The organism is Photobacterium panuliri, from assembly GCF_059920555.1.
In genome coordinates, this window is sequence record NZ_CP197192.1 from 1,278,461 (window position 1) to 1,304,223 (window position 25,763).

The following is a 25,763-nucleotide window of genomic DNA, read 5'->3' on the forward strand; positions in this document are numbered from 1 at the left end:
ACAAGTTCTGTTGTCAGAGGGTGGCAGCGAACAAACTAGTCTTTCATTTGGGGAGTTGTTGGATGAAGACGTTCCTGAACCGAGCATTGATGATGCTCGTATTGGCATTCGCCCTGTCGGCATGTAGTGAGCAGCGTGAGCTCATCCATCTTAACGGTGCGACGATGGGCACCTATTATTCGATTAAGTTGGTTAAGCAGGAAGGCTTGCCGTCTGCGTCGGAGCTTCAGGCTGAGATTGATCGCCGATTGGAGCTGGTTAACGACCAGATGTCGACCTACCGCAAGCATTCCGAGCTCAGCCAATTTAACCAGCATCGCTCAAGCGAGCCGTTTGAAGTATCTGCCGATACAGCCAAGGTGGTTACCGAGGCATTGCGTCTGTCTAAGCTGACTGACGGAGCACTTGATGTAACTGTTGGCCCAATCGTTAACTTGTGGAGCTTTGGCCCGGAAGCGCGTCCGGAGAAAACCCCGACGGCGGACGAGTTGGCAGAGCGCCGCAAGGAAGTGGGTATCGAGCATTTGAGCGTCAAGGGCAATACTCTGATCAAGGATATTCCTGATCTGTACGTTGATCTGTCGTCGATTGCCAAGGGCTTTGGGGTTGATGTCGTTGCCGATTATTTTGATCAGCTAGGCGTTGCCAATTACCTTGTCGAAGTGGGTGGTGAGTTGCGTCTAAAAGGCAACAATCTAGAGGGCGTGCCTTGGCGTATCGCGATCGAAAAGCCGACTGAGGATGGTCACCGCGCAATTCAAGAAGTGATTGAACCTGGCAACATGGGTGTGGCAACATCAGGTGACTATCGCAATTACTTCGAGCAAGACGGTGTGCGTTACTCGCACCTGATCAACCCGAAGACCGGGATGCCAATTGACAACCATGTGGTATCGGTCACTGTGTTGAGCCCTTCATGCATGACGGCGGACGCGCTGGCTACGGCGTTCTCTGTGATGGGTGAAGAACAAGCATTGGCTCTGGCCAACAAAGAGCAGATTGCCGTGCTGTTGATTGTGAAAACCAAGCAGGGGTTCAAAGAGTATCCGTCCGATGCCTTTGTCCCTTACATGAAACAGAAATAGAGACATTTGAATGGCTATTTATCTAACAACCTTTGCTGTATTTTTGCTGGTGATCGCGGCGATGGCCGTTGGGTACATTTTCCAGCGTAAAACGGTTAGTGGTAGTTGCGGTGGTCTTGACGGTATCGGCATCGCTAAAGAGTGTGACTGCCCTGAGCCGTGCGATGCGCGTAAAAAGCGTGAGGCGCGAGCGGCCCGTCAGGAAGAGTGGAAGAAGAACCAGATTATCTGATCAGTTTTTCTGACCGCCAGACACGTCACGATTAGGTGTGGCGTGTCATCAACCACAAAGCCCGGCGAGTCCGGGCTTTGTGTTATTTGCACTTTCTATCGCTCTGCCATCCTGTATTGTCACGCCTTATTCCCCCTTTATTTGTCCGTTACTTTGCCTATAATACCACTGTATAAACGACCAGTTATCAGGTGATGTCGGCATGCTGTCTTCGCGTCCTAGCGCTCAATTAGAAAAACAGAGAAAGATCATCCATGTAGACATGGATTGCTTCTTTGCGGCGGTTGAAATGCGCGATAACCCGGCGTTGCGTGATATCCCCATTGCCATCGGTGGCCGCTCTGAGCAGCGTGGAGTGATCAGTACCTGTAACTATTTAGCGCGAAAATATGGTGTGCGTTCGGCTATGTCGACCGCCAAGGCTATGCAGCTCTGCCCGCACTTGACGTTGGTTTCAGGTCGCATGGCGGTGTACAAAGAAGTCTCCGGGCAAATCCGCGAAATTTTCCAACGCTATACCGATAAAATCGAGCCGCTCTCGCTGGATGAGGCATACCTTGATGTCACAGACTGCGAAATGCACCACGGCTCTGCAACCCTGATCGCTGAGGACATCCGCCGGGTGATCCGCGAAGAGCTGGATCTGACCGCCTCTGCCGGTATTGCACCGGTTAAATTCATTGCCAAAATTGCCTCTGACATGAATAAGCCCGATGGGCAGTTCGTCGTGACACCTGCTGAAATCCCTGCGTTTGTCGCCGATCTTAAATTGGAAAAAATTCCGGGGGTAGGGAAGGTCACTATCCAAAAGTTGCATGAAAAAGGGCTGTATGTCGGGCGTGATGTTCAAAATTATGACCGCCATCAGTTGTTGCAGCAATTTGGCAAATTCGGCCAGTCGTTGTGGTCGCGTAGTCACGGGATCGATGAACGCGAGGTGGTGGTGTCCCGCGAGCGCAAGTCGGTAGGGGTCGAACGCACATTTTCACGCAATATCAGTAGCTATGAGCAATGTTGGGACGTTGTCGAGCGGCTTTATCCCGAGCTGGAAAATCGCCTGAGGCGGGTTAGGCCGGATCTTGGCATTGCCAAGCAAGGGGTGAAGATAAAATTTGCCGATTTTCAGCAGACTACGGTCGAGCATACTCAGCCAACCCTCGACAAGCAGCAGTTTGTCGGTTTGCTCAAGGAAGCATTGACCCGCCAGCAGGACCGTGAAATTCGCCTGATAGGCATTAGTGTAGGTCTAGAGGTCGGCACCCGTGCCCAACAGCTATCGTTTGATTGGTAGTTTTTCGTTTACTTGTTTTTATCGTTTGACGGTTTTTGATCCCACCTCCGCCCTCCACTTGAAAAGGGGGGAGCTAGAGGTGGGCTATGGCATAAAAAAAGAGCCCCGAAGGGCTCTTAATATAATATACCTTGTTGCAGCAGCACTTAGCCTTTAACCGGAATATTCTTCAGGATGGCAACCATCTGCTCCCAGAACAGACCAACGGTTTCGATGTTGACCATCTCATCTGGCGAGTGTGGGAATTTGATTGTCGGGCCGAAGGAGATCATATCCATTTCAGGGTAAGGCTCTTTGAACAGGCCGCACTCAAGACCAGCGTGGATCACCATGATGTTAGGTACGCGTCCGTAAATTCCCTCATAGGTTTCACGGAACAGGTGCATCACTTCCGAATCGGCATCCGGCTTCCAGCCTGGGTAGGCGCCAGAGAACTCGCAGTTCGCACCGGCCAGTGAAGCAACGGCTTTCAGCATGCCTTCGACATTGCTGCGGCCAGAATCAATTAGTGAGCGGATCAGGCAAAGCACGGTGATTTTGTCTGCATCGGTTGTGATCACACCGACGTTCAGCGAGGTCTCTACCACACCGGCAATATCATCGCTCATGCGGATCACACCATTAGGGCAGGCATTAAGCAGATTGATGAAACGGCTTTGGGTCTCGGCGGTGATAATGTCGGCAGGCGTATCCGCAGCTTCGGTGAACAGGTTGATGTCAGTCTCAACACGACCCAGCTCAGCGCTCAGTAGTTCACGGTAGTGGTCAAATAGGCTGTTCAGCTGATCAACGTTGGCCGCCGGCAGGGTAACAATGGCACTGGCTTCGCGTGGGATGGCGTTGCGTAGGCTACCGCCGGTGATGTTGGCCAGACGTAGCCCCAATTCGTCGGCATGGCCAAATAGGAAACGGCCAAGCAATTTATTGGCATTGGCACGGCCAGTATGGATATCACAGCCAGAGTGGCCGCCTTTAAGCCCCTTGATAACAAGCTTGACGGCTTGGTGATCGGCCGGCACGGCTTCGCGCGCTGTCGTTAGGGTGATCGCACCGTCAACTCCGCCAGCACAGCCCATGTAGACTTCGCCTTCCTGCTCAGAGTCGGTATTTAGCAGGATATCACCTTCCAGCCAGCCGGCTTCAAGGCCGAACGCACCCGTCATACCGGCTTCTTCATCGATAGTCAGCAGAACCTCCAGTGGGCCATGCTCGATATCTTTGGCGGCCAATACCGCAAGGCAAGTTGCCATGCCGATACCGTTATCGGCACCTAGGGTTGTGCCCTTGGCTTTAACCCACTCGCCGTCAACGTATGGCTGGATGGGATCCGTCGTGAAGTCATGAGCTGTGTCTTCGTTCTTCTGCGGCACCATATCGATGTGGGCCTGCAGGACGACGCCCTTGCGGTTTTCCATACCTGTCGTTGCTGGTTTTTTGATGATTACGTTGCCTGTTGTATCGCGGCGAACATCCAGACCTTCGTTTTTCGCGAACGCAATGATGTGCTGGGCAAGTGCTTCTTCATGCTTCGACGGGTGAGGGATAGAGCAGATTTGATCGAAAAACTGCCACACAGGCTGTGGCGCTAGTTGACTGATTTCAGACACAGCAGTCTCCTTATAAACCTTCGTAGATTAGCGATTGTGGTAGTACATTGTGATGAAAAATTTAAATATTGCAGAACAATTACCTATCGCAGTTAACCTTAAGCATATCACCGTGTACGAATTCGTAACAGATAAATATTGTGCCCAGCGGTGTGTTACAGGTTTTTATGACCGCGCCGATGTTTTTCATCCCGGTAGCACGGGTTTTACGTGTTCATTTGGTTTGTTGAATGTGCTCAGTAGGTATATCTGATGTTGCAATGTTGTGGTTGTTGAATTTCTCACGCTGTAATAAAATTACAATGATAGGGGTGAAATGAAGAATGAAACGCAAAAGTGTGATGAAGTTAAAGAAAATGCTTGAAACTTTATTACGATAAGATTATAGTTTGATCATCTTCTGATACGAAGACGAACGACATAGCAAAATGCTCAGGACGAGCCCGATACATCGCCTCCATGGAACTGAGATTAAGTCGAAGCCAAGACGGCCTAGCACTATTGTTTATGTGTTTTAAACGCTTAATTAATCAAGGTGATAATAATGAAAATTTTTGAATCTGTTGCAAATTTCTGGAATAACCGTGCTGTTTACACTGGTAACTTCACGTACCCAACTTCGTTCGGCTACTAATTTTTAATTTTGTTTTGCTGGGTACTCAACCTGAGTGGTGCCGAGCAGAACGATGGAACTGTATTGTTCACCCCCCTATATTTTTGAGAATTTCTGGTAACCGCCTTTCGGTAACCGTCACATTCTTAACGCCACTTCTGATTGAAGTGGCGTTTTTTTTTGTTTTCGCCCAGCTCCCATTTCTACAATCCCTTCTTTCTGGTATTTACGGGCTTCAATTGCACGCATCGCAATGTATTCGATTACATTATGAGTAGGCGGCCAAATAGCATGCTTATAAATGGAATATTATCGTTTGCGTAACAGAGATAAATTTTGATTGTTCAATTGTTGCACATGATAATAAGATGTTAATCCGTTGATTTTTAATAATTAAATTTAAAAGCGTTAAGTAATGGATGTTTTTTTATGCGGTTGTTGCACATCTCTAGTGATAATTTCCTTATTTTCTGGAAATCAGTGAGCAAGGCGCATATAATCGCCCCCCAAAAATAGATGACGCAAACGTTTTCTATTTTCGGCGGCAGCCTTGCTGGGATGAGTGAAGAGCAAGGCTGTGCACACTTAGCGGCGTAACCATCTCCAAGGAATCGAGAGCAATGCTTGAGAAACTATTCAAACTCAAAGAAAACGGTACTGATGTACGAACTGAGCTGTTAGCGGGTTTAACGACCTTCCTGACTATGGCCTACATTATCTTTGTTAACCCGACGATGCTTTCGCAGACAGGGATGGATCAGGGCGCAGTATTTGTTGCAACCTGTGTAGCGGCAATGGTGGGCTGTTTCATCATGGGCTTTGTTGCCAACTATCCGGTAGCACAGGCTCCGGGCATGGGTTTGAATGCCTTTTTCACTTATGGCGTTGTATTGGGGATGGGATACACCTGGCAGGTGGCATTAGCCGCTGTTTTCCTGTCTGGCTTGTGTTTTATTGCATTGAGCGTGCTGAAGGTTAGGGAGTGGATCATCAATGCGATCCCTCATGCCCTGAGGACGGGGATCTCTGCCGGTATCGGTTTGTTTCTTGCGTTTATTGCTCTGCAAAGCTCGGGTATTGTTGTCGATAATCCGGCGACCCTGGTGCAGGTGGGTGATTTTACTAGTTTCCCGGCGGCCATGGCTGCGCTGGGCTTTTTCCTGACCATCGCCCTTGTTCACCGCGGCTATAAGGCGGCGGTTTTGATTGCAATCTTGGCGGTGACCGCGATCGGTGTCGTGACGGGCAACGTCCAGTACGGTGGTATCGTCTCTATGCCGCCGAGCATTGCGCCAACCTTCATGCAGATGGATTTTTCCGGTGCAATGGAAGTGGGTCTGGTTTCTGTGGTATTTGCTTTCTTGTTCGTCGATCTGTTTGACACGGCAGGCACTTTGGTTGGTGTTGCGACTAAGGCCGAGCTGATTGACAAAGACGGCAAGCTGCCTCGTTTGAATCGCGCGCTGCTGGCTGACAGTACTGCGACCTCGGTGGGTGCGGTACTGGGTACGTCAAACACAACGTCATTTGTCGAGAGTGTATCGGGCGTTGCTGTTGGTGGACGAACGGGTCTGACGGCGGTGACAGTCGGGGTATTATTCCTGCTGGCCTTGTTCTTTGCACCGTTGGCGGGTATGGTGCCAGCATATGCAACAGCGGGAGCGTTGTTCTACGTTGCCATTCTGATGATGTCCGGATTAGTGAGCATAGACTGGCGTGACTTAACAGAAGCAGCACCTGTAGTTGTAGTTTGCCTGCTGATGCCGTTAACATATTCTATCGCCGAAGGTATTGGCCTTGGTTTTATTACCTATGCTGCTGTGAAAGTCATGAGCGGCAAAGGGCGTGATGTCAATATCAGCGTTTGGGTTATTGCCGCGCTGTTTATTGCTAAAATTATTTTCTTATAACAGTTTTATAAATACACCTAGCGGCCTTGCCGCTGACTCAGAGGTTCATCGGATATGAGTAATAAGTTCATCATCACCTGGGATAACATGCAGATGTATACCCGCCAGCTAGCTGAGAAGCTACTTCCTGCAGACCAGTGGAAAGGTATCATTGCGGTAAGCCGTGGTGGTTTGGTCCCGTCGGCAATCCTGGCCCGTGAACTTGGCATTCGTTACGTTGATACCGTTTGTATCTCAAGCTACGACCATGATCACCAGCGTGACATGAAAGTACTTAAGCAGGCTGACGGTGACGGCGAAGGCTTTATCGTGGTTGATGACCTTGTGGATACTGGCGGTACGGCAGAGATGATCCGCCAAATGTACCCGAAAGCTAAATTTGTAACGGTATGCGCCAAGCCGGCCGGTAAGCATCTTGTTGATGATTACGTGGTTGATATCCCTCAAGATACATGGATTGAGCAGCCATGGGACATGGCGGTAACGTTTGTTGAGCCGCTAGGCAAAAAATAACCGTTGTTGAGATTTACGCCGAGATACGAAAAAAGGAGCCGCAAGGCTCCTTTTTCTTGCCTGCCGTTTGATACCGGTAGCGTTAACGGCGGGGTATGGGTGATATACTCTGAGTATTATTTGGAAATTCCGCCGTTCTGACCGGCCACTGTTCGGCCGGTGCACTGTTTACCTGTCTTGTCAGGCTGTTGGCGGAACCACAATTGATGGAGTCTATCGTGTCCGAACAGTCCAAAGTTAATCTTTCCGAGAAGTTATTTGCCCCACGACAGACCAGTAAGGAAACCTCCAGTTTGGTGAAGCTGGCAGGGTTTGCCGATATGCCTGTTCATAATGCCCTCGACGGTGACAGCGAACATGGCTGGTATCGAATACTGCGCCGTCCGCAGTGGATCTGGCAGGGGATAGATCCGATTGAGATGGAAGCGGTTTTCTCTCGCATGGCGAATTCGGACGCCCCGCGAACCCGCGATGATCTCTTGGATACGGTTATTGGTTACAAGCCGGGTAACTGGGTCTACGAATGGAGCCAGCTTGGCGGCGAGCACCAAAAAGTGGCCCGTTATCTTATTGAGCAGGGACGGGGCGAGGAAGCTGCCAATGAGCTTCTCAATGCCAGTATGCACTATAGCATCGCGGCCTACCCTCATCTCAAAGGCGATGCGCTGGCAGCACAGGCTGAGGTGCAGGCCAACCAGACCTACCGTGATGCGATGGAGTACATGCCGCACCAGATGCGGACCATTGACATCAAATATGAAAACAAGACCTTTCAGGCGTTCATCCACCTTCCCCGTACAGACAAGCTGTTGCCCACCGTCGTGGTGAGTGGCGGTCTTGATACCCTCCAATCGGATTTGTGGCGTCTGTACCATAAGTATCTTGGTCCTGCCGGTTTTGCCATGGTGACCTTGGATATGCCGTCTGTCGGGCACAGCAGCCACTGGTCTTTGACTGAGGATACCAGTCGGTTGCATCAGGCACTGCTCCAGCAGATCAAAGAGGTGCCTTGGGTTGACCATACCCGGGTGGCCATGCTTGGTTTTCGGTTTGGGGGTAACGCGGCGATTCGACTCGGTTTTCTCGAGCCGACCCGGCTTAAGGCTTGCGTGAGCGTCGGGGGCGTACTGCACAGCGGTTTGGCGGAGGCCAAGCGGCTGGAGTCGATGCCGAGGATGTACCTTGATATGCTGGCATCCCGGCTGGGTAAGCACGGCGTCTCCAAAACCAGCCTGATCTCTCACTTGTCGGCCTGGTCACTGAAAACTCAGGGGCTGTTGGGGCGTCGTCGGAGTGAGGTGCCGATGTTGGGGCTTGGCCTCAAGGGCGATCCGGTGTGTTCCGAGATGGACAACCAGTTGGTGGCGATGTCTTCGCGGGGAGGCAAGGCCGTGACTTTACCGGCCAAGCCACTGCATGACGGTTACCACCGCGCGATGGTGATGGCTGTGGACTGGCTCAAGGAAAAGCTGGAGTGACGGCCGGGGGAATAGGCTGATAGCGTGAGAGTGGGGCTATAACTGGTACGATTGTGAATAAGTTGTTGCAAATCGTGATAAATATAGCTTAAATGGAATATACACTCTATGGCTTATCCCCGTCACTCAATGATGAGCGGGCCTGCTGCAGAGTAACCGTTGATGATGACTAGGGATGGAGATGACGGATGACGACTACTGCAAAGACGGCAAATTTTCCGCCTCACGGACGATTGATCACCAAGCTTACGGCATTGGGTCCTTACCTTCGCCAGCAGCATTCGTCTGATGGGTATTATTTTTTTGACTGCCTGTCGAGTTGTATTAGTGCCAAGAAAGCCCCGGAGGAACGTGAGTTCTGGGGGTGGTGGTTGATCTTGCAAGCCACCGAGCAGGGATTCGAGTACCAGTATTTCTTCGGGCGCTACAATGATTCCGGTGAATGGCAGAAAGAGCCAGTGCCAGCTAAGCATGAACAGGCAGTGTTGCAAACTCTTGACGATTTCTATCCAAAATTGAAAGGATTGTTACACGATGAGCTGGAGCTGTCTTTATCGGCAGCAAAGGAGCTCGAAGGGCCTGAATTAGGTAGTGCCGCTTAAGTTGGGAACAGATCAAAGATCGAAGAATAATGCGCCAAACTGGCGCATTTTTCTTGTGCTTTTTAAAGGGTGTGATACAACAACGGTCTATTTATCATTTTTGTTAGATCCCCATGGCAGAGACAAATACCCTCAATGTACGCAAGACGGACCTGGCTGACAAAGCCGCAGTGCATGACAGTCACGCCGTCAAATCCGCATCACACACGATTGTTGTAAAACTGGGTACCAGCGTTTTGACTGGTGGTACTCTCAAGCTTGATCGCGCTCATATGGTTGAGCTAGTCAGGCAGTGTGCTTTGCTGCGCCGTAATGGCCACAAAGTGATTATCGTGACCTCTGGCGCTATTGCCGCCGGCCGTGAACATTTGGGGTACCCCGAACTGCCCAAAACCATGGCGAGCAAGCAGTTGCTGGCCGCGGTGGGGCAGAGCCGCTTGATCCAGGAATGGGAAAGTCTGTTTGAAATCTACGGCCTGCATATTGGCCAGATGCTGCTGACTCGCGCTGATCTTGATGATCGCGAGCGTTTTCTTAATGCCCGCGATATGATTGTGGCCCTGCTCGACAACGGGATTATTCCTGTCGTCAACGAAAATGACGCCGTGGCGACCACTGAAATAAAAGTGGGCGACAACGACAACCTTTCTGCGCTGGTGGGTATTCTTGCCGGTGCCAACAAGCTTTTGCTGCTTACCGACCAGCCTGGTCTTTTCACCGCCGATCCGCGCAATAACCCGGATGCCGAGCTGATCCGCGAAGTGCATACGATCGACGAAACACTGCGTCGCATCGCCGGCGGCAGTGTCGGTGGTTTGGGCACGGGTGGCATGGCGACCAAGCTGCAGGCTGCCGACGTGGCCCGCCGTGCCGGTATCGAGGTGATCATTGCAGCAGGCAGCCGTCCGGATGTGATTATTGATCTGGCCGACGATCAGTCTGTTGGGACACGCTTCCTGCCACTTGAGTGCCCGCTTGAAAGCCGCAAGCGCTGGATCCTTGCCGGTCCTCCACCAGCCGGGGACATCGTGATTGACGATGGAGCCGCAGCTGCCGTCCAGTTGCGCGGTAGTAGCCTGTTGTCGAAAGGGATCACCGATGTACGCGGTGAGTTCGAACGCGGCGAAGTTGCCCGGATCTACAATACCAAAGGCGAGCTGTTGGCCCGTGGCCTGAGCCGTTACTCAAGTCGGGATCTGGGTAAGATCGCCGGTAAGCACAGCCAAGATATCCATAGCGTACTGGGCTACGAATATGGCCCTGTGGCCGTACACCGTGATGACCTTGTCGTAATCTGACGCCAAGCAACCGAGTACGAAAAAGGAACAGATGATGAATTTAGAATTGATGGGGCAGGCAGCCCAGCAAGCGGCGTTCGAACTGGCTACCGCTTCGACCAAGCAGAAGAATCAGGCGTTGGCGATTATTGCCGATGAACTAGAAGCCAATGCCGAGGTGATTCTTGCCGCCAACGCCAAAGATATTGCCGCCGCCAAAGAAGCAGGCATGACCGATGCCCTGATTGACCGCCTATTGCTTAACGAAGCTCGCTTGGCGGGCATTGCTGCCGATGTGCGCAATGTCATCGGCCTCAATGATCCGGTTGGTGCAGAGCTGGACAGCAAGGTACTTGAGAACGGGATGCGCCTGAGCCGCCGCCGTGTGCCGCTCGGCGTGGTAGGGGTCATCTACGAAGCCCGCCCGAACGTGACCATCGATATCGCAGCCCTATGCCTGAAAACCGGTAACGCCAGCATTCTGCGCGGCGGCCGCGAGACATTCCATTCCAATATGGAGCTGGTCAAGGTGATCCAGTGCGCGCTGCAGAAAGCCGATCTGCCACAAGCATCAGTCCAGTACATTGAAAAGCCGGACCGCGAACTGGTTACCCAACTGCTCAAGCTTGACCAGTACGTTGATATGATCATCCCGCGCGGTGGTGCTGGTTTGCACAAAATGTGCAAGGAAAATAGCACGATCCCAGTGATTATCGGTGGTTTTGGTATTAGCCACATTTATGTGGATGACAGTGCCGATCTGACTCGCTCGCTAGATGTCGTCGAAAATGCCAAAGTGCAGCGCCCATCAGCTTGCAACGCACTCGACACCCTGCTTGTTAGCGAGAAAGTGGCAGAAACCTTCCTGCCGCGTTTGGCCGAGCGCATGAATGCCAGTCAGGTGACCCTCGTTGCAGATGAGTCAGCCTTCGATTGGCTGGATGGCAAGGCCGCGAACCTACGCCCGGTCGCAGAAGGTGACTTCGACACAGAGTGGCTAAGCTATACCCTTGGCGTCAAAGTGGTCGCCGATGTCAACGAAGCCATCGCCCACATGCGCAAGCACAATGCCAGCCATTCAGATGCCATCATGACCAATGACCTGAACGCCGCCGAGCGTTTCGTCAATGCCGCAGGATCAGCTGCAGTTTACGTGAATGCGTCAACACGTTTCACAGATGGTGCCCAATTTGGCCTAGGTGCAGAAGTGGCTGTGTCGACCCAGAAGTTGCATGCTCGTGGCCCGATGGGGCTTGAAGAGCTGACAAGTTATAAGTGGGTTGGGGTAGCAGACTACCTATCCCGTTCATAACGATGATTTCGTCGTCAGTCTTGCGATAACGGCATTACAAGTGCTCATTTACGTTCGTAAACTCCGCGCTTGCGCTTTGTTCTCACAAGGCTGACTTAGGAATCCTTCGTTATCAGAGATGAAGATTTCGTCGGAATTAGTGGTCATAAATTCCGTGCTTTCTTTTTGTTCTCACTGATTCTGACTGCGTGCTAGCCATCAAGTGTGTAGGGGACGTAAACGTGCTTCGTAAACTCCGCGCTTGCGCTTTGTTCTCACAAGGCTGACTTAGGAATCCTTCGTTATCAGAGATAAGGATTTCGGCGGAATTAGCGCGATAGCGGTATTACAAGCATGCATTTACGTTCGTTGATGTGTTGCTGTTTAGAATTGAAATCCCCAGCCTTTCGGCTGGGGATTTTTTTATGACTGGTTTTTGTGGCGGAGGTTTTGGTCGTTCTCGGCCTGTTTGCTGATGAGATCGTCTAGCTCCTGCTCGCGCTTGTTTTTCTCATGGGTGCCTTTCACTTTTCCGTGTTGGCCGAACTTCATATGGGCGGTGTACTTCAGCGCTGCAATATTGCTGACCACCACCGCAACCACGATGATGCTGATCACCCACGGGTTGAGTAGCCATTCCATTTACACCTCGCAGATATTCTCAATGTACTTTAGATACAGACTATCAAGGTTTTCGAGGATCTGCGACTTTCCGGCGATATCGCTGTGGCTAAGTGTGCGTTTGAGCAGGTCGGGGCTGAGTTGGCGTAGTAGGTGCCGGCTCACGGGAAAGTAGCTGATATGCCAAGGCTCACATGCGACCCCTTGCCGTTCTTTGGCATAGGGCAGGTAGAAACCATATTCAGGCATGGTCTGATGCAGCCATTGGGCAAAGGCGTGCTGGTGGCCACCAGCCTCGTACTCCCACGGTTCCAATTGCAGTGAAGTACCGTCGGGCAGGCAGTTGGCGGCATAGACGTCGACATCCGTCCCCCAGTGGTGGCGGCTGCCTCCCGGCAGGGCAGACCAGCGTAAAATCGCATGGATTTTTTCTAGATCAGTCAGGGAGTCTGGCTCCAGCGGCTGGCTGTTGCTATCGAGAATAGGGCGCAGGCCCGTGAACTTGTTGTTCCAGATCCATAGTTGGCGGTCAAACGGGCGGAAGGCGCTGGCCAGCCGCATGTCAAAACCTGCCTGCTTGGCGGCATCCTGCAAGGCCCGGATCGCCGGAGCCATTTCTTGGTGCACCAATTGCCCGCTATCTGGATTAATGATAACCAAGTGGCTGGTATCTTGGCCGGTGAGTTGCTCGACCGTATGGGGCCGAGCATGGGTAGGGTGAATGAGTTTCAAAGGGCTTTTTCCAACACTTTTTGGTACATGTCTGTCAGCTTTTCAAGGTCAGCAACTTTCACGCATTCATTTACCTTGTGGATGGTGGCATTGACCGGCCCTAGCTCGACAACTTGCGCACCGGTGCGGGCAATGAAACGGCCATCGGAAGTGCCACCGGTTGTCAGAAGCTCAGGCTGCTGGTGATTAACTTCTTCAATCGCGCTGACGACGGCTTCCAGCAGCGTTCCCTTGTCGGTTAAGAACGGGTGGCCGCTGAAGGTCCACTTGAGTTCATAGTCGAGGCCGTGGGCATCCAGTACCGAATGCACCTTGCGCTTGATGTCATCGACGGTCAACTCGGTACTGAAGCGGAAATTGAACTGGACGTGGAATTCGCCCGGAATCACGTTCGAGGCTCCGGTGCCCGCAGACAGGTTGGCAATCTGGAAGCTGGTTGGTGGGAAGTAGGCATTGCCGTTGTCCCACGTGGTGGCTGCCAACTCTGCCAATGCCGGCATGGCTCGGTGAACAGGGTTGTCGGCCAGGTGAGGGTAGGCCACGTGGCCCTGGATCCCTTTGACCACGACATCACCGGTGATGGAGCCACGGCGTCCGTTTTTCACCACATCGCCCACCTCGCGGGTGCTTGATGGCTCACCGACAATACACATATCGATTTTTTCGTTGCGGGCCTCAAGGGTATCGATGACCCGGGTAGTACCGTTGATGAATGGCCCTTCCTCGTCGGAAGTGATCAGCAAGGCGATGGAGCCCTTGTGATCCGGGTGTTCAGCCAAGAAGCGTTCGATAGCAACGATCATGCAGGCCAGAGAGCCTTTCATGTCTGCCGCCCCGCGCCCGTGCAGGTAGCCGTCGATAATGGTTGGCTCGAACGGCGGCGTGTGCCATTTGTCCGGATTGCCCGCAGGTACTACATCAGTATGGCCGGCAAATACAAATAGCGGTGCTTCGCTGCCGCGGCGAGCCCATAGGTTGGTGGTATCTTCGAAAACCATGGTTTCGATGGTGAAGCCGAGCTGCTCAAGGCGCGCAATCATCACATCTTGGCAGCCTGCGTCTTCCGGGGTTACCGATTGACGACTGATAAGGTCTTTTGCCAACGAAATAACGGGGCTGTCTGACATCCTTGTATCCTTTATTACTTGTCGTTGAAAATAGCGTGGTATTGATCAGGTTTGAAACCAAGATGGTACTGGTTGTTGTGTACCAGCAGCGGGCGCTTGATCATCGCAGGGTGTTCCAGCATCAGTGCAATGGCACTTTGTTGGTCAAGACCGGCTTTCTGCTCGTCGCTCAGCTGGCGGTAGGTGGTACCGCGCTTGTTCACCATTGCCTCCCAGCCTACAGCTGCTTCAAATTTTTCCAGCATGTCGCGGTCTAGGCCGTCTGTGCGGTAGTCGTGGAAGCGGTACTCGATCCCTTCAGCTTCCAGCCATTTCTTCATTTTCTTGATGGTGTCGCAGTTCTTGATTCCGTAGGCAATTGTATTCATTTTTGTAGGCTGACTTGTTTTGTGAACTTGGTCTCCCTTTATAGCGGGAATCCTCAACAGGCGCAACGGGTGCCCGTTGTCTAGTTTCACCTAGATCGCTCTTGAGGTTTTTCCTGCTGGACATTGCTTCTAACTCTGTTTGTGTCGTGTTTTTCTTCGGGGGACATGGTTAGATTGGGCCCCGAAGTTGGTTGTTGATAATATTGTCAGATAAATCAACTTATTGATTATTTGTTGTTTTCTTGTGTTCTGCTTATTAAATCGCCATAAAAGTGAGATCTTGATCACTTTCGTCTTCAGATGTCATTGCGAAATCCCACCTCAACTTGATCAAACTCAACACCCTAGCGGGAGAAGTCGGAATAATAAAAATCCTTAGATTATGGAGGTCTCAATGGAACTGAATCCGGTTTTTGCCCGTCGTCTTTATCTTGCTCTACTGGTTGAGCATTTAGAGCGCCCGAATGTCCCTAAATTGATTGAAATTACTGGTTGGCCACGTCGTACTATTCAGGATGTATTAAAAGCCCTTCCGGGGTTTGGTATTGAATTGTCTTTTATTCAGGATGGTCGACGCCACAACGATGGTTATTATCAACTCAGTGACTGGGGGCCTTTTGATCTCCAGTGGGTGGAATCTCGCGAGCAAGATATTATTTCTTCACTGTCCCACTAAGCATTTGTTGTCGATGGTACCGATGCAGGATAAAACCTGCGTACGGGCCACGAAACCGCGCATCAGCGCGGTTTTTTAGTTTTTGGCTCGGTGTTTGTTTGATTGTTGCGGACAATTGCCATTATTGTCCCTGCGATTCCAGAAACAGTACCGTTGCGGCAGTACGCGATTTGACCTGCAGTTTTTTGAGCAGGCTCTTCATGTGTACCTTCACCGTGGCTTCTGAGATAAACAGGGTATCGGCGATTTGCTTGTTGCGGTGACCCTTGGCAACCTCTTGCAAGATCTGGGTCTCCCTGTCGGTAAGGGTGTCGAGCAAATTGGCCTGATCCGTACCGTTATCGAGGAATTCGCGCACCTGTTCGCTATAGGCCTTGCCGCCGCATAGCGCCATTCGTAGTAGGGCGATAAGCTGGTCGGGTTCAGTATCCTTGAGCAGGTAGCCATCAGCCCCAGCGGCAATCAGAGTCCGGATGTCCGAACGGCTGTCGGAAACGGTCAGGACGACGATGCTCGCTTCAATCCCCTCGGCCCGCATGGCATTGAGGGTATCAAGCCCCGACATACCTTTCATATTCAAATCGAGCAAGATCAGATCCGGCTCTTTTTCCACCGCCAGCTGGACGGCCTCTGCCCCGTTACTGGCCTCGCCGACGACGGTGAAGTCACTTTCAAAACTGAGTAATTGGCTGATCCCACGGCGCATCAGCGGGTGGTCATCAACAATCATTATTTTCCAACACGTCATAGTTATTATCCTTGGGATGCCAGTGTAAAGCGCAGGGTGATTTCGCTGCCGTTGCCCTGGCTGGTTTCAATCTTTAGTTCGCCGTTAAGGCGTGATGCTCGTTCTGCCATGATGGCTAGGCCATAGTGGTTGAGCTTTTCGTTGTGTGGATCAAATCCGAGCCCGTCGTCTTTGATACTGATACTGATCTCATCGCCGTGCTGAGTACAGGTTACGACAATCTCATCGCTCTTGGCATGCTTGATTGCATTGAGTACCGCTTCGCGGATCAGTTGGAGCAAGTGGACCTGATGATGGGCATCCAAGTTAAGCGATGAAATTTGGTTGTCGATAATCAGCAGGGCATCACTTTGCTCGTCTAGTGGTTTTAGCATTTCGGCCAGTGCCTCGCCAAAATGCGGCTCTTTGATAGTCAGACGGAAGGTGCTGAGCAACTCGCGGAGCTGGGTATATGCCCCCGATAGCCCACTGTCTATGTCGCCGATAATGCCCATTAGCTTGTCTTGGTCATCTTGGCCAAGTTGGCGCTTGAGCAGGGTGACTTGAATTTTCAGGTACGACAGGGACTGAGCCAGCGAGTCATGGAGCTCCCTCGCAATGGTGGCGCGCTCTTCCATCAGCAGTAATTGCTCTGCTTGTTTCTGGGCTCGGTTGTAATAAATCCCGCGCGCAAGGGTGCGGCTGATATTCTCGATCAGGCTTTTGTCGGGACACGGCAGGGTATATTGCCACCATAGTTGGCCGAGAATTTGGCCGTCAATTTCGAGATCCTGATAGTGCCAGTTGTGCGCCGTCGGTTCGCCGGAGAGGATCTCGGTATTAGCCCCGCAGCTCTCTTCGATGATCAATTTTGTCGCGGTGAGTCCTTCAATGCTCAGCAGGGTGTCGAGCATCGCAGCGAAATTCCTTGAGCTCAGCCGACTGGCTTTGAGTTCCTGAGAGCAATCATAGAGTACCTGTAGCGAGTCGTTGGCCTGACGTAGCCGACGGGTTTTCTCATCGACTTTGTTTTCGAGGTTGCGGTAGAGCTTGCCTAATTCTGCGGCCATATTATTGAAGGTTTCGGCGAGCAAACCGAGCTCGTTGTCACTTTTTATATTGATTTGGAGATTGAACTGGCCATTTTGGATCTGCTTGCTGGCTATGACCAGTTGGTTTAGCGGCTGGACGATTTTTTTCTGCGTAAAGTGAATGGTAAAGAGTGCCGAGAGCAGAATGAGGGTTAGCCCGAGCCCGCCGATAATCGATAGGACTTGCAGTTTTATCTCTGAAAACTCTTGTAATTCGAAAACAAACACATCGATACGGTCGACGAATTTAGCGACTTCGGCAAGGAATTGCCGCTCGTTGCCGTTATCGAGCAGTGGGCGGAGGTTGTCCCATCGCGCAATGAGATCGCCATAGTGTAGCTTGATGTCCCCGGGTACGGTCCAGTGGTCGAGAGCGGCCATTGACGGTGCAAACAACGAGCGCTCGAATTTGTCCAGATGTGTGGGCAGGTTCACCGAACCGGTCTCTATGTCATAGGCGAGTCGGTAACTTTGCATTCTGAGCGAGCCGGAGACATTGACGGCCTCGGCGTCATTGAGGCTTGAGGCCAGCGTTAGCAGGGCAAAGCTGGTGGTGGCGACAGAGAGAAGCAGTATCACCAGCATGGCGCGGGCAATAGTGGTGGTCACAGGCTTGAGCGGCCGGTCTTTCACGCGTTTTCCTTTTGGTATGGCGAGGTGCAGTGGATGGTGCCTCGCGTCAACTATAGTGATGTAAGGGGATATTGGTTATATGACTATTTTGTTGTGATTGAGGCCAGCGGGTCTTGCTGGCTTGTTTATAGTGTGAGCTGCATCATTTTGATTTATTGATCCAAAACAAACCACCCCTCCAATTACCCCTAACTGGGTATTTAAGCATTTATTACGGGATTTACACTTGCTGTGTAAAAAAATGACAGCTTGTTAACGGTCATTGCTGGCCGAGGCTGTGTTTCCGGGTGACATGCTCTTTCCTTGCAGTAGGCTGCCAATCCGTAGTGCTTAATACATTCATAATCTTTCACTAAGGATGATGTCAATGTTTGATCGTTCCCGCCGTCGCTTATTTATGCGCCGGCGTACCCCAGACTTGCCGCGGATGCCATGGGTGATCAGCGAAGCGGAGTTTAGCGAGCGATGTAGTCGGTGCAACCGCTGCGTGGAGGCGTGTGAGACCCAGATTATCGCAAAGGGTGACGGTGGGTTTCCGGCCGTCGATTTCGGTCGAGGCGAATGTACATTCTGTTATCGCTGTGCCGAGTCTTGTCCGGAGCACTTGTTCCGCCCGCAGACTGAGGCGGCTTGGCAAATCGTGGCCAAAATCGGTGAGGGGTGTCTGGCCCATCAGAAGATCGAATGCCGGAGTTGCGGCGATATGTGCGAGGTGATGGCGATCCGTTTCAGGCTCCAGCCTGGTGGTGTCGCCCTACCTGAGCTTGATAGTTCAAGTTGTACCGGTTGTGGTGCCTGCGTGTCGGTTTGCCCGGTATCGGCTATCACCATGGTGTTCGAAGAGCAGGAAGAGGAATAGCAATGGCATTGCAAGAAGTACATATCTCAAGCTTGGTTGTCCATATTAAGCCGCAATACCTGAGCGGGGTGAAGGCACAGATTGCGGCTTTGCCCAACGCAGAGATTTACGGCGACAGCGAAGAGGGGAAGGTCATCGTGGTGCTGGAAACCGAGAACCAGGGCTTTGTGACTGAGACGATCGATAAAATCAATAATTTAGAACACGTGTTAAATACTTTTTTGGTCTACCACCAAATCGAACATTTTGACTCGCAATCTGAGGAAGATTCATGAAAATGACAAGACGTGCATTTGTGAAAGCAAATGCCGCCGCATCGGCTGCTGCCGTCGCAGGGATCACACTACCTGCATCGGCCACTAACTTAATCGTTAGTTCTGATGAAACCAAAATTAAGTGGGACAAAGCGCCTTGTCGTTTTTGTGGAACGGGCTGCTCGGTGTTGGTCGGGACCCAGAATGGCCGCGTTGTTGCCACTCAGGGGGATCCTGAAGCCCCGGTAAACCGTGGCCTTAACTGTATCAAGGGATATTTCCTGTCCAAGATCATGTATGGCAAGGATCGTCTGCAGACACCAATGCTACGCATGACTGACGGTAAGTACGATAAGAATGGCGATTTCCAGCCTGTTTCTTGGGATCAAGCCTTCGATATCATGGCCGAGAAGTGGAAGGACGCGCTCCAAAAGCAGGGGCCGTCAGGGGTCGGCATGTTCGGCTCCGGTCAGTGGACGGTAATGGAAGGTTATGCGGCATCGAAAATGATGAAGGCGGGCTTCCGTTCAAACAACATTGATCCGAACGCCCGCCACTGTATGGCATCGGCGGTTGTCGGCTTTATGCGCACCTTCGGTATCGACGAGCCGATGGGCTGCTATGACGACTTCGAACATGCAGACTCGTTTGTCCTGTGGGGCTCCAATATGGCAGAGATGCACCCGGTACTGTGGACGCGTATCACTGATCGCCGTTTGAGTCACCCGCACGTCAAGGTGAATGTGCTGTCGACCTACACCCACCGTTCGTTCGAACTGGCTGACAACGGTATGGTGTTCGAGCCGCAGACCGATTTGGCCATCGCTAACTTTATCGCTAACTACATTATTCAGAACGATGCGGTGAACTGGGATTTCGTCAACAAATACACGCATTTCAAGCGTGCCGAGACCGATATCGGCTATGGCCTGCGTGATGATGATCCACTGCAGTTGAAAGCGGCGCACCCTAACTCGGGCAAAATGTACACGATGACATTCGAAGAGTACAAGGCCTCGGTTGCCGAGTACACGGTAGAAAAGGCCTCCGAGATGTCAGGTGTCGCTCAGGACAAGCTGATCGAGCTTGCCAAGCAGTATGCTGATCCTGACCGAAAGGTGATGTCGCTATGGACGATGGGGATGAACCAGCATACCCGCGGCGTGTGGATGAATAGCCTGGTCTATAACATTCACCTACTGACGGGCAAGATCTCCCAGCCGGGCAACAGCCCATTCTCCTTGACTGGCCAGCCATCAGCTTGCGGAACGGCGCGTGAGGTTGGTACCTTTGCTCACCGACTGCCTGCCGATATGGTCGTGGCGAACCCCAAGCATCGTGCTATCGCCGAGAAGATCTGGAAATTGCCGGAAGGGACGATCCCGCCGAAGCCGGGTTACCACGCGGTACTGCAAGATCGTATGCTCAAGGACGGCAAGCTCAATGCCTACTGGGTGATGTGTAACAACAATATGCAGGCGGGGCCGAACATCAATACCGAGCGCCTGCCTGGCTACCGCAACCCTGAGAACTTTATTGTCTGTTCCGATCCGTACCCGACGGCAACCGCCCAGGCTGCTGATTTGATTCTGCCTACCGCGATGTGGGTTGAAAAAGAAGGGGCATACGGGAATGCCGAGCGCCGTACTCAGGCATGGTATCAGCAGGTTCCGTCACAGGGTGAGGCGAAATCGGATCTGTGGCAGCTGATGGAATTCTCCAAGCGCTTCAAGATTGAAGAGGTGTGGGGCGAAGAGCTGCTGGCCAAGGCCCCGCAGTATCGCGGCAAGACCATGTATGACGTTCTTTTCCGTAATGGTCAGGTAGATCAGTTCCCGCTCTCTGAAGCCCAGCCGCTCAATGATGATGCCAAGGCTCAGGGGTTCTATATCCAGAAAGGCTTGTTTGAAGAGTACGCTAGCTTTGGTCGGGGCCACGGTCATGATCTGGCACCTTATGACATGTACCACAAAGTACGCGGCCTGCGCTGGCCTGTGGTTGATGGTAAGGAAACCCAGTGGCGTTTTGCTGAAGGTTCTGATCCTTATGTTCCTGCGGGGGAAAAGTTCCGTTTCTACGGTTATAAAGACGGCAAGGCCAATATTATCTTCGCTCCGTTCGAGCCTGCGCCTGAGGTGCCTGACAAGGATTACGACTTATGGTTGTGTACCGGGCGGGTACTGGAGCACTGGCATACCGGTACCATGACGCGCCGAGTTCCCGAGCTCTACAAGGCGGTGCCTGATGCCTTGTGCTATATCCACCCGGAGGATGCCCGTGCCCGTGGCCTGCGCCGTGGTGACGAGGTGCTGCTGCAATCTCGCCGTGGTGAGGTTCGCTGTCGGGTTGAAACCCGTGGCCGTAACCGCCCGCCGGTTGGCTTGGTTTTCGTGCCTTTCTTCGATGCGCGGATCTTGGTCAACAAGCTGATTCTGGATGCGACGGATCCGCTTTCCAAGCAGACCGACTTCAAGAAGTGTCCAATCAAGATCAGCAAGATCTAAGTTAGCGATAAATAACAAGGTGGCAGCCTGCCTGTGGCGCAGGCCGCCCGACCTTTACCTGAATGTAGCCAAATGGCGGAGAATACAATGAAACAACTTGTTTTGGCGGTGATGGCGCTGGGCATGGTATTGACAGGTGCTGCCCATGGCAGCGAAAAACTCGACAACCCAGGTGGAACGGGGGGGATTGAGTCACTGCGCGGGGCAACCCAGCTTGAGGAGACCCGTCCGGCTGATCCAATGAAGCGTTTTCCCCGAGATCAGGGGGTGATTGATAGTGACTATGTCTACCAGCCGCCGTTGATCCCGCATACGGTCCGTAACTATGAAGTCTCGCTCAACGCGAATAAATGCTTGGCTTGTCATAGTTGGAAAAACGCCAATGAGATGGGGGCGACTAAGATCAGCGTGACCCACTACCAATCACCGCGAGAGGGGCAGGTGTTGTCGGATGTATCACCGTCGCGTTATTTCTGCTTGCAGTGCCATGTACCGCAGGCCGATGCCAAGCCGTTGGTCGAGAACAATTTCAAGCGTGTTGATTCGCTGAACTAACCCGACGAGAGAGGCATGCTATGAAATTATTGAAATCCTTCTGGCGACGTTTCATGTCGCCGAGCAAGGTGGCGGTGGGGTTGGTTTTGTTCATGGGCTTTATCGGCGGCCTGGTGTTTTGGGGAGCATTCAATACAGGGATGGAAGCGACCAATACGGAGGAGTTCTGCGCTGGTTGCCACGCACCGATCGTGAAAGAGATCCGCGAAACCATTCACTATTCCAACCGTTCTGGGGTTCGGGCTATCTGTTCTGATTGCCATGTACCGCATAATTGGACGGATAAGATGATCCGCAAGGTGCAGGCATCCAAAGAGCTGGTGGCCCATGCGATGGGGACGATTGATACCGAAGAGAAATTCCAGGCCCGCCGCGCCCATTTGGCGAACCGGGAATGGCAGCGGATGAAGAAGAATGACTCGCAAGAGTGCCGTAACTGCCATGAGTTCGAGTACATGGATTTTTCCGAGCAGGGTACACGCAGTGTCAAGCAGCACTCTACGGCATTGGCATCGGGTGACAAGACTTGCGTGGATTGCCATAAAGGGATCGCTCACAAGCTGCCGGATATGAAAAATATTGAAGGCTGGCAGTAGCTAAGCGCTAAAGGAGAGAGGATGAGTACGTTTGAATCAATTTTTTGGCATGTTCTGGGCTATGCCGCAATGCCGGTGATTATCCTGTCGGGTTTTGCTGCCGTTGCCGTGGTTTGTATAGGCATGTTGGCGTTGGGTAGAGACAGATCGCAAGGTCAGGATAACAATTAGCCGCAGGGCTATTGAGATAAAGTGGACGGTCGTGCTGAGTAGTACGGCCGTTTCTTTTATTGTAGGGGGGAAGAAGAGGCTGGTCTTCTTATCCTTGGGAGTGTTTATTCGCAGTGGCAGTCAGGGCCGGGAAGAATCCGATTGCAAGCATTGCCAGCCAGATGGCGTCGACAAGTAGCCATTCAACCGCAGAGGACGGGTTCATGCCCTGGTTGGAGAGCGACAGTTCCCCTAGCTGCAATACCAGCATGGATAGACAACCGATAATACTGAACATGAGGAAACTGGATCTGGACATAATGATTCTCCGCTCGTTCATCGCCAATACGACGATTATAAATACAAGTGAGAATCATTATCAAGTGTTAGTTTTGGGGTTCTTGAGCGATGAAACCGTGATGATTGAGTAGTTGGCGGAAAAGCTCGGCACGATCACGGTTTACTCCGAAATCAGAATAACCGACGCGTGATTCTGAGCGGACAATCAGCTCCGCGCCTTTCTTGCGAACTTCAAAATCGTCGACAAAACGGAATACGGTGCTGGTGCATTCCAGCCGAAAATAATCTTTGCTGGCAGATGCGAGTTTGCTGCCGGGCAGTTGCAGCGCCAAATGCTGGATATCAGGCCAGTGGGCAAGGCCCTTGGAACTTAGTTGAAATGGCGGGAGAAGGTAGTCATCCCGTGTATCGAGGGTACTGACGCAGTTGGGCTTGTCTCTACAGGGGAGGTTGATTTTGTAAGTTGAGCCTGCATCAGGAGGCGGGCTTCCACAACCTACAAGCAATAGGGCTGCAGATAACGTGAGAGTCTTGGCAAAGGGGAGTGGCGTTAAGCGAGCGTTCATCCTTGATGTTCCTATAGTGTATCCCCAAGCTTCCTTAGATGGCACATGCGTAGAGTTTGCACATTGAGGTAACTTGGGTATATGCGTTAGCCGTAGAGATATGTATAGGCAATAAAGCCAACCCAAGACAAAGCCAGTAATAGCCACGGCAGTAGAGATTGGCGTGGTGTGCTTGCCGAATACTGCGAGGGGGCATCGGTTGTATTGGGTTCTACGGAGGTGTTTTTATCCCTGGTTTGCTTTTTCTTCAGTTTGTCTCGTTCGCGGGCTTTGGCTTTTTGTTGCTTTTTATATTGTTCGATGCCGTGCTGGATCCCTTGTGCGATCAATTTAGTTTGTTCTTTTGTCTGCCCGGTTTTCTGAGTTGCCTTGGCAATGCGCAGGGCCTCTTGCTGCGTTTCTACGGATGGGGCTGACGATGATTTTTTTATTGTCATGGCGATGGGATACCTTGGTTATCGATGACGCAATTCTAGGGGGAGATTATATACCCAAGTTACCTCAAGATGCTCACAACCCCACAAAAAGTAATAATATTTCACATTATGAATGAGTTATTAATTATATATTAATGTGATATTAATTGGGCGATTTATGCAATTTTCTATTAAAAAACAAAGATTAAGTGAGTTAATGTCGCAATTGTTTGAATAATCATTTTTGTCGCGATTTCTGTAATAAAACTAGAAAAAAGTGTGTATCCCGTCGATAAAACGTGATCCTAACTACAACTTAATCGCTAAAAGAGTGCGTTGAACCACAGAATTTTCTTCTTTGGCTGGCAGTCATTGATGAAAAGATTATCGTGATTAGGTAGACAGAGAAATAGCACAACGTACAGGTCGCGCTCCGACAGTATTTTGTGGAGATAAGGCACGAATTACTTTGGCCAATCATTGAAAAACGATGTTGCCACCACCATTGCTAAGACGTGTAGTAATGGATAGGAAAAGAGATGTGCTTTATCCAATAGAAGCCTATGACAAAAATGGCTTGTTAAAACCCTCACCATTGCTTTGGTTGGTGATGTTATTTAGTGCCAAGGGTTGGGTTGTATTTGTAATGGCAGGGGCGAGTCGCCAACAAGGAGCTAAAATCCTTGAGCTTCTCTACCCGATACCTGAAAACTTGTACCTAGCAATGGCCATTGGTCTGCCAAGTTTGCTGCTGATGTGGCTGGCAGGCCTGAGACACAAGAACAACAAATTTATAAATATAATTTGGCAGCAGGGGAAATGGATCCTACTGGCTGCCTATATAACAGATTGTGCTTTGCAAATGCATCAACTGCTTCTCACCCATGGTGAGTTCAGTTGGACTCGGGCTGTTAGTATGCTTCTCACACTTTGGTTGGGGAGTTACTTGCTCCGCAGCTCTCGGGTTAGGCATACATTTGCAGACAAGCCCATAGAGAGGTAAAGCGTATGAACGAGTGGGGTAAAGGGCTGGTGCTGTTCAGTGCACTACTAAGCCCGCTAGCGATGGCAGATTGGCTGTTGGATGTGAATTTCGAGCTGACAGGTTCGGATCGTTCCCAATCGGTGAACACATCGCTGTCGCTGCTGCCTGGTGAGGAAACAGTATTCTTCGGCTCCGCGAACGATAATGAGCGTGAGTTGGTTGGCCGTGCTGAGCTGTTGGAAGTATCGGCAGAATCGGTAAAGATTGCCTTTCGGGTTGAAGAACGGCTTGATGACGGTGGCTGGCGAACAATCATCGCACCAACCCTGTCAACGGGTTTAGATGCCCCGGTGACATTCGAAGGCCTAGATGACAATGGCGACAATCAAGTTAAGCTTGAAGTGGCCGTCACAACGGTTTAATCCCACTCAGTATCATATGGGTACAATGATGAAGGCGCTCCTTAGGGAGCGTTTTTTATTGTCGTTAGCCAGGCCGCATACAAGCGAGTGAATAATCAAGCAGCAGTGAACAGATAGCGGCTTGCTGCCTTGGACGCATCGTGTAATGCCGTACTCGGTAATACTGACAATAATCAACAATAAAATAAGTTACCGCGTTATAATCGTTCGCAGATTTAGCCTAAAAATGGCCTGCCAGCCCTGTGAGCGAGGGATTTTTCCTACGGGTTAGGCAGGGCACAT

29 protein-coding genes are annotated in these 25,763 nt (G+C 51.4%); 19 read left to right on the top strand and 10 right to left on the bottom strand.

Annotated features, from left to right (window positions below; translation table 11 throughout):
• Positions 1-92: 92 nt before the first annotated feature.
• The 3 genes from ACSF8X_RS06075 (at position 93) to dinB (ending at position 2,608) form a co-directional block, all read left to right on the top strand.
• On the top strand, positions 93-1,085 hold the full coding sequence (locus tag ACSF8X_RS06075; protein ID WP_420835125.1) for an FAD:protein FMN transferase: 993 nt from the start codon (positions 93-95) through the stop codon (positions 1,083-1,085).
• A 10-nt stretch (positions 1,086-1,095) separates the two neighbouring features.
• The gene (nqrM, locus tag ACSF8X_RS06080) at positions 1,096-1,317 is read left to right on the top strand and encodes a (Na+)-NQR maturation NqrM (RefSeq protein WP_047878796.1); all 222 of its coding nucleotides are present in this window, start codon (positions 1,096-1,098) and stop codon (positions 1,315-1,317) included.
• A gap of 202 nt (positions 1,318-1,519) precedes the next feature.
• Positions 1,520-2,608, top strand: coding sequence for a DNA polymerase IV (dinB, locus tag ACSF8X_RS06085; RefSeq protein WP_084722215.1), 1,089 nt, complete (start codon positions 1,520-1,522; stop codon positions 2,606-2,608).
• 146 nt (positions 2,609-2,754) lie between these two features.
• Here the strand turns inward: dinB and ACSF8X_RS06090 are convergent, their stop codons facing one another.
• The gene (locus ACSF8X_RS06090; protein ID WP_500850917.1) at positions 2,755-4,215 is read right to left on the bottom strand and encodes an aminoacyl-histidine dipeptidase; all 1,461 of its coding nucleotides are present in this window, start codon (positions 4,213-4,215) and stop codon (positions 2,755-2,757) included.
• A 544-nt stretch (positions 4,216-4,759) separates the two neighbouring features.
• Here ACSF8X_RS06090 and vcdP point away from each other — a divergent pair.
• The 7 genes from vcdP (at position 4,760) to ACSF8X_RS06125 (ending at position 11,920) form a co-directional block, all read left to right on the top strand.
• Positions 4,760-4,849, top strand: coding sequence for a small protein VcdP (gene vcdP / locus ACSF8X_RS06095; protein WP_500850918.1), 90 nt, complete (start codon positions 4,760-4,762; stop codon positions 4,847-4,849).
• Positions 4,850-5,448: 599 nt separating this feature from the next.
• Positions 5,449-6,738, top strand: a complete 1,290-nt coding sequence (locus ACSF8X_RS06100; RefSeq protein ID WP_500850919.1) for an NCS2 family permease — start codon at positions 5,449-5,451, stop codon at positions 6,736-6,738.
• Between the two features lie 54 nt (positions 6,739-6,792).
• Positions 6,793-7,251, top strand: a complete 459-nt coding sequence (gene gpt / locus ACSF8X_RS06105) for a xanthine phosphoribosyltransferase (protein ID WP_047878792.1) — start codon at positions 6,793-6,795, stop codon at positions 7,249-7,251.
• A 218-nt stretch (positions 7,252-7,469) separates the two neighbouring features.
• Positions 7,470-8,729 carry an esterase FrsA gene (frsA, locus tag ACSF8X_RS06110; RefSeq protein ID WP_084722214.1) on the top strand — a complete coding sequence of 420 codons (1,260 nt, stop codon included), beginning with the start codon at positions 7,470-7,472 and terminating at the stop codon, positions 8,727-8,729.
• 188 nt (positions 8,730-8,917) lie between these two features.
• Positions 8,918-9,331: a sigma factor-binding protein Crl gene (gene crl, locus ACSF8X_RS06115; RefSeq protein ID WP_047878790.1), complete on the top strand. Its 414-nt coding sequence runs from the start codon at positions 8,918-8,920 to the stop codon at positions 9,329-9,331.
• 113 nt (positions 9,332-9,444) lie between these two features.
• The gene (gene proB / locus ACSF8X_RS06120) at positions 9,445-10,629 is read left to right on the top strand and encodes a glutamate 5-kinase (protein ID WP_500850920.1); all 1,185 of its coding nucleotides are present in this window, start codon (positions 9,445-9,447) and stop codon (positions 10,627-10,629) included.
• Positions 10,630-10,663: 34 nt separating this feature from the next.
• A complete protein-coding gene (locus tag ACSF8X_RS06125) occupies positions 10,664-11,920 on the top strand; it encodes a glutamate-5-semialdehyde dehydrogenase (RefSeq protein WP_500851148.1) in 1,257 nt (418 codons plus the stop codon).
• Between the two features lie 402 nt (positions 11,921-12,322).
• Here ACSF8X_RS06125 and ACSF8X_RS06130 read toward each other — a convergent pair whose 3' ends face one another.
• The 4 genes from ACSF8X_RS06130 to ACSF8X_RS06145 are packed head-to-tail and all read right to left on the bottom strand — an operon-like array spanning position 12,323 to position 14,747.
• Positions 12,323-12,541 (bottom strand): DUF2897 family protein, encoded by a 219-nt coding sequence (locus ACSF8X_RS06130; protein WP_047878788.1) that lies wholly within the window; start codon positions 12,539-12,541, stop codon positions 12,323-12,325.
• On the bottom strand, positions 12,542-13,252 hold the full coding sequence (locus tag ACSF8X_RS06135) for a M15 family metallopeptidase (RefSeq protein ID WP_500850921.1): 711 nt from the start codon (positions 13,250-13,252) through the stop codon (positions 12,542-12,544). It abuts the gene before it with no gap.
• The gene (dapE, locus tag ACSF8X_RS06140; RefSeq protein WP_500850922.1) at positions 13,249-14,379 is read right to left on the bottom strand and encodes a succinyl-diaminopimelate desuccinylase; all 1,131 of its coding nucleotides are present in this window, start codon (positions 14,377-14,379) and stop codon (positions 13,249-13,251) included. Before dapE ends, ACSF8X_RS06135 begins: the two co-directional genes overlap by 4 nt.
• A 14-nt stretch (positions 14,380-14,393) precedes the next feature.
• Positions 14,394-14,747, bottom strand: coding sequence for an ArsC family reductase (locus tag ACSF8X_RS06145; RefSeq protein ID WP_500850923.1), 354 nt, complete (start codon positions 14,745-14,747; stop codon positions 14,394-14,396).
• 394 nt (positions 14,748-15,141) lie between these two features.
• Between ACSF8X_RS06145 and ACSF8X_RS06150 the strand changes: the two genes are divergently transcribed.
• Positions 15,142-15,423 (top strand): winged helix-turn-helix domain-containing protein, encoded by a 282-nt coding sequence (locus ACSF8X_RS06150; RefSeq protein WP_047878785.1) that lies wholly within the window; start codon positions 15,142-15,144, stop codon positions 15,421-15,423.
• Positions 15,424-15,544: 121 nt separating this feature from the next.
• Here ACSF8X_RS06150 and ACSF8X_RS06155 read toward each other — a convergent pair whose 3' ends face one another.
• Positions 15,545-16,171 (bottom strand): response regulator, encoded by a 627-nt coding sequence (locus tag ACSF8X_RS06155; RefSeq protein WP_047878784.1) that lies wholly within the window; start codon positions 16,169-16,171, stop codon positions 15,545-15,547.
• A gap of 5 nt (positions 16,172-16,176) precedes the next feature.
• Positions 16,177-17,874: a nitrate/nitrite two-component system sensor histidine kinase NarQ gene (gene narQ, locus ACSF8X_RS06160; RefSeq protein ID WP_500850924.1), complete on the bottom strand. Its 1,698-nt coding sequence runs from the start codon at positions 17,872-17,874 to the stop codon at positions 16,177-16,179.
• 367 nt (positions 17,875-18,241) lie between these two features.
• On the opposite strand from narQ, the gene napF reads away from it, so the two are divergent.
• From napF to ACSF8X_RS06190, 6 genes are all read left to right on the top strand, one after another.
• On the top strand, positions 18,242-18,733 hold the full coding sequence (napF, locus tag ACSF8X_RS06165) for a ferredoxin-type protein NapF (protein ID WP_500850925.1): 492 nt from the start codon (positions 18,242-18,244) through the stop codon (positions 18,731-18,733).
• Between the two features lie 2 nt (positions 18,734-18,735).
• Entirely contained in the window at positions 18,736-19,008 is a 273-nt protein-coding gene (locus ACSF8X_RS06170) for a chaperone NapD (protein WP_047878781.1), read from the top strand.
• Positions 19,005-21,491, top strand: coding sequence for a periplasmic nitrate reductase subunit alpha (napA, locus tag ACSF8X_RS06175; RefSeq protein WP_047878780.1), 2,487 nt, complete (start codon positions 19,005-19,007; stop codon positions 21,489-21,491). The genes ACSF8X_RS06170 and napA overlap by 4 nt, the downstream gene beginning before the upstream one ends.
• Before the next feature lie 87 nt (positions 21,492-21,578).
• Positions 21,579-22,046: a nitrate reductase cytochrome c-type subunit gene (locus tag ACSF8X_RS06180; protein WP_047878779.1), complete on the top strand. Its 468-nt coding sequence runs from the start codon at positions 21,579-21,581 to the stop codon at positions 22,044-22,046.
• 20 nt (positions 22,047-22,066) lie between these two features.
• Complete coding sequence (locus tag ACSF8X_RS06185) at positions 22,067-22,642, top strand: NapC/NirT family cytochrome c (RefSeq protein WP_500850926.1); 576 nt, start codon at positions 22,067-22,069, stop codon at positions 22,640-22,642.
• Positions 22,643-22,663: 21 nt separating this feature from the next.
• Positions 22,664-22,813: a TIGR02808 family protein gene (locus ACSF8X_RS06190; protein ID WP_084722212.1), complete on the top strand. Its 150-nt coding sequence runs from the start codon at positions 22,664-22,666 to the stop codon at positions 22,811-22,813.
• 88 nt (positions 22,814-22,901) lie between these two features.
• Here ACSF8X_RS06190 and ACSF8X_RS06195 read toward each other — a convergent pair whose 3' ends face one another.
• From ACSF8X_RS06195 to ACSF8X_RS06205, 3 genes are all read right to left on the bottom strand, one after another.
• Positions 22,902-23,111, bottom strand: coding sequence for a hypothetical protein (locus ACSF8X_RS06195; protein ID WP_500850927.1), 210 nt, complete (start codon positions 23,109-23,111; stop codon positions 22,902-22,904).
• Positions 23,112-23,178: 67 nt separating this feature from the next.
• The gene (locus tag ACSF8X_RS06200; protein WP_500850928.1) at positions 23,179-23,658 is read right to left on the bottom strand and encodes a DUF1499 domain-containing protein; all 480 of its coding nucleotides are present in this window, start codon (positions 23,656-23,658) and stop codon (positions 23,179-23,181) included.
• Positions 23,659-23,744: 86 nt separating this feature from the next.
• Positions 23,745-24,095 carry a DUF2956 domain-containing protein gene (locus ACSF8X_RS06205; protein ID WP_047878775.1) on the bottom strand — a complete coding sequence of 117 codons (351 nt, stop codon included), beginning with the start codon at positions 24,093-24,095 and terminating at the stop codon, positions 23,745-23,747.
• A gap of 469 nt (positions 24,096-24,564) precedes the next feature.
• Between ACSF8X_RS06205 and ACSF8X_RS06210 the strand changes: the two genes are divergently transcribed.
• Both ACSF8X_RS06210 and ACSF8X_RS06215 read left to right on the top strand, forming a co-directional pair.
• Positions 24,565-25,077 carry a DUF2919 domain-containing protein gene (locus ACSF8X_RS06210; RefSeq protein WP_500850929.1) on the top strand — a complete coding sequence of 171 codons (513 nt, stop codon included), beginning with the start codon at positions 24,565-24,567 and terminating at the stop codon, positions 25,075-25,077.
• Between the two features lie 5 nt (positions 25,078-25,082).
• The gene (locus tag ACSF8X_RS06215) at positions 25,083-25,481 is read left to right on the top strand and encodes a hypothetical protein (RefSeq protein WP_047878774.1); all 399 of its coding nucleotides are present in this window, start codon (positions 25,083-25,085) and stop codon (positions 25,479-25,481) included.
• The last annotated feature ends 282 nt before the right edge of the window (positions 25,482-25,763 follow it).

Coding starts and splice junctions, on each gene's coding strand:
- ACSF8X_RS06075 (WP_420835125.1), top strand. CDS start 93: ATGCTCGTATTGGCATTCGCCCTGTCGGCATGTAGTGAGCAGCGTGAG.
- nqrM (WP_047878796.1), top strand. CDS start 1,096: ATGGCTATTTATCTAACAACCTTTGCTGTATTTTTGCTGGTGATCGCG.
- dinB (WP_084722215.1), top strand. CDS start 1,520: ATGCTGTCTTCGCGTCCTAGCGCTCAATTAGAAAAACAGAGAAAGATC.
- vcdP (WP_500850918.1), top strand. CDS start 4,760: ATGAAAATTTTTGAATCTGTTGCAAATTTCTGGAATAACCGTGCTGTT.
- ACSF8X_RS06100 (WP_500850919.1), top strand. CDS start 5,449: ATGCTTGAGAAACTATTCAAACTCAAAGAAAACGGTACTGATGTACGA.
- gpt (WP_047878792.1), top strand. CDS start 6,793: ATGAGTAATAAGTTCATCATCACCTGGGATAACATGCAGATGTATACC.
- crl (WP_047878790.1), top strand. CDS start 8,918: ATGACGACTACTGCAAAGACGGCAAATTTTCCGCCTCACGGACGATTG.
- proB (WP_500850920.1), top strand. CDS start 9,445: ATGGCAGAGACAAATACCCTCAATGTACGCAAGACGGACCTGGCTGAC.
- ACSF8X_RS06125 (WP_500851148.1), top strand. CDS start 10,664: ATGAATTTAGAATTGATGGGGCAGGCAGCCCAGCAAGCGGCGTTCGAA.
- ACSF8X_RS06130 (WP_047878788.1), bottom strand. CDS start 12,541: ATGGAATGGCTACTCAACCCGTGGGTGATCAGCATCATCGTGGTTGCG.
- dapE (WP_500850922.1), bottom strand. CDS start 14,379: ATGTCAGACAGCCCCGTTATTTCGTTGGCAAAAGACCTTATCAGTCGT.
- ACSF8X_RS06145 (WP_500850923.1), bottom strand. CDS start 14,747: ATGAATACAATTGCCTACGGAATCAAGAACTGCGACACCATCAAGAAA.
- ACSF8X_RS06150 (WP_047878785.1), top strand. CDS start 15,142: ATGGAACTGAATCCGGTTTTTGCCCGTCGTCTTTATCTTGCTCTACTG.
- ACSF8X_RS06155 (WP_047878784.1), bottom strand. CDS start 16,171: ATGACGTGTTGGAAAATAATGATTGTTGATGACCACCCGCTGATGCGC.
- napF (WP_500850925.1), top strand. CDS start 18,242: ATGTTTGATCGTTCCCGCCGTCGCTTATTTATGCGCCGGCGTACCCCA.
- ACSF8X_RS06170 (WP_047878781.1), top strand. CDS start 18,736: ATGGCATTGCAAGAAGTACATATCTCAAGCTTGGTTGTCCATATTAAG.
- napA (WP_047878780.1), top strand. CDS start 19,005: ATGAAAATGACAAGACGTGCATTTGTGAAAGCAAATGCCGCCGCATCG.
- ACSF8X_RS06180 (WP_047878779.1), top strand. CDS start 21,579: ATGAAACAACTTGTTTTGGCGGTGATGGCGCTGGGCATGGTATTGACA.
- ACSF8X_RS06185 (WP_500850926.1), top strand. CDS start 22,067: ATGAAATTATTGAAATCCTTCTGGCGACGTTTCATGTCGCCGAGCAAG.
- ACSF8X_RS06190 (WP_084722212.1), top strand. CDS start 22,664: ATGAGTACGTTTGAATCAATTTTTTGGCATGTTCTGGGCTATGCCGCA.
- ACSF8X_RS06195 (WP_500850927.1), bottom strand. CDS start 23,111: ATGTCCAGATCCAGTTTCCTCATGTTCAGTATTATCGGTTGTCTATCC.
- ACSF8X_RS06200 (WP_500850928.1), bottom strand. CDS start 23,658: ATGAACGCTCGCTTAACGCCACTCCCCTTTGCCAAGACTCTCACGTTA.
- ACSF8X_RS06205 (WP_047878775.1), bottom strand. CDS start 24,095: ATGACAATAAAAAAATCATCGTCAGCCCCATCCGTAGAAACGCAGCAA.
- ACSF8X_RS06210 (WP_500850929.1), top strand. CDS start 24,565: ATGTTGCCACCACCATTGCTAAGACGTGTAGTAATGGATAGGAAAAGA.
- ACSF8X_RS06215 (WP_047878774.1), top strand. CDS start 25,083: ATGAACGAGTGGGGTAAAGGGCTGGTGCTGTTCAGTGCACTACTAAGC.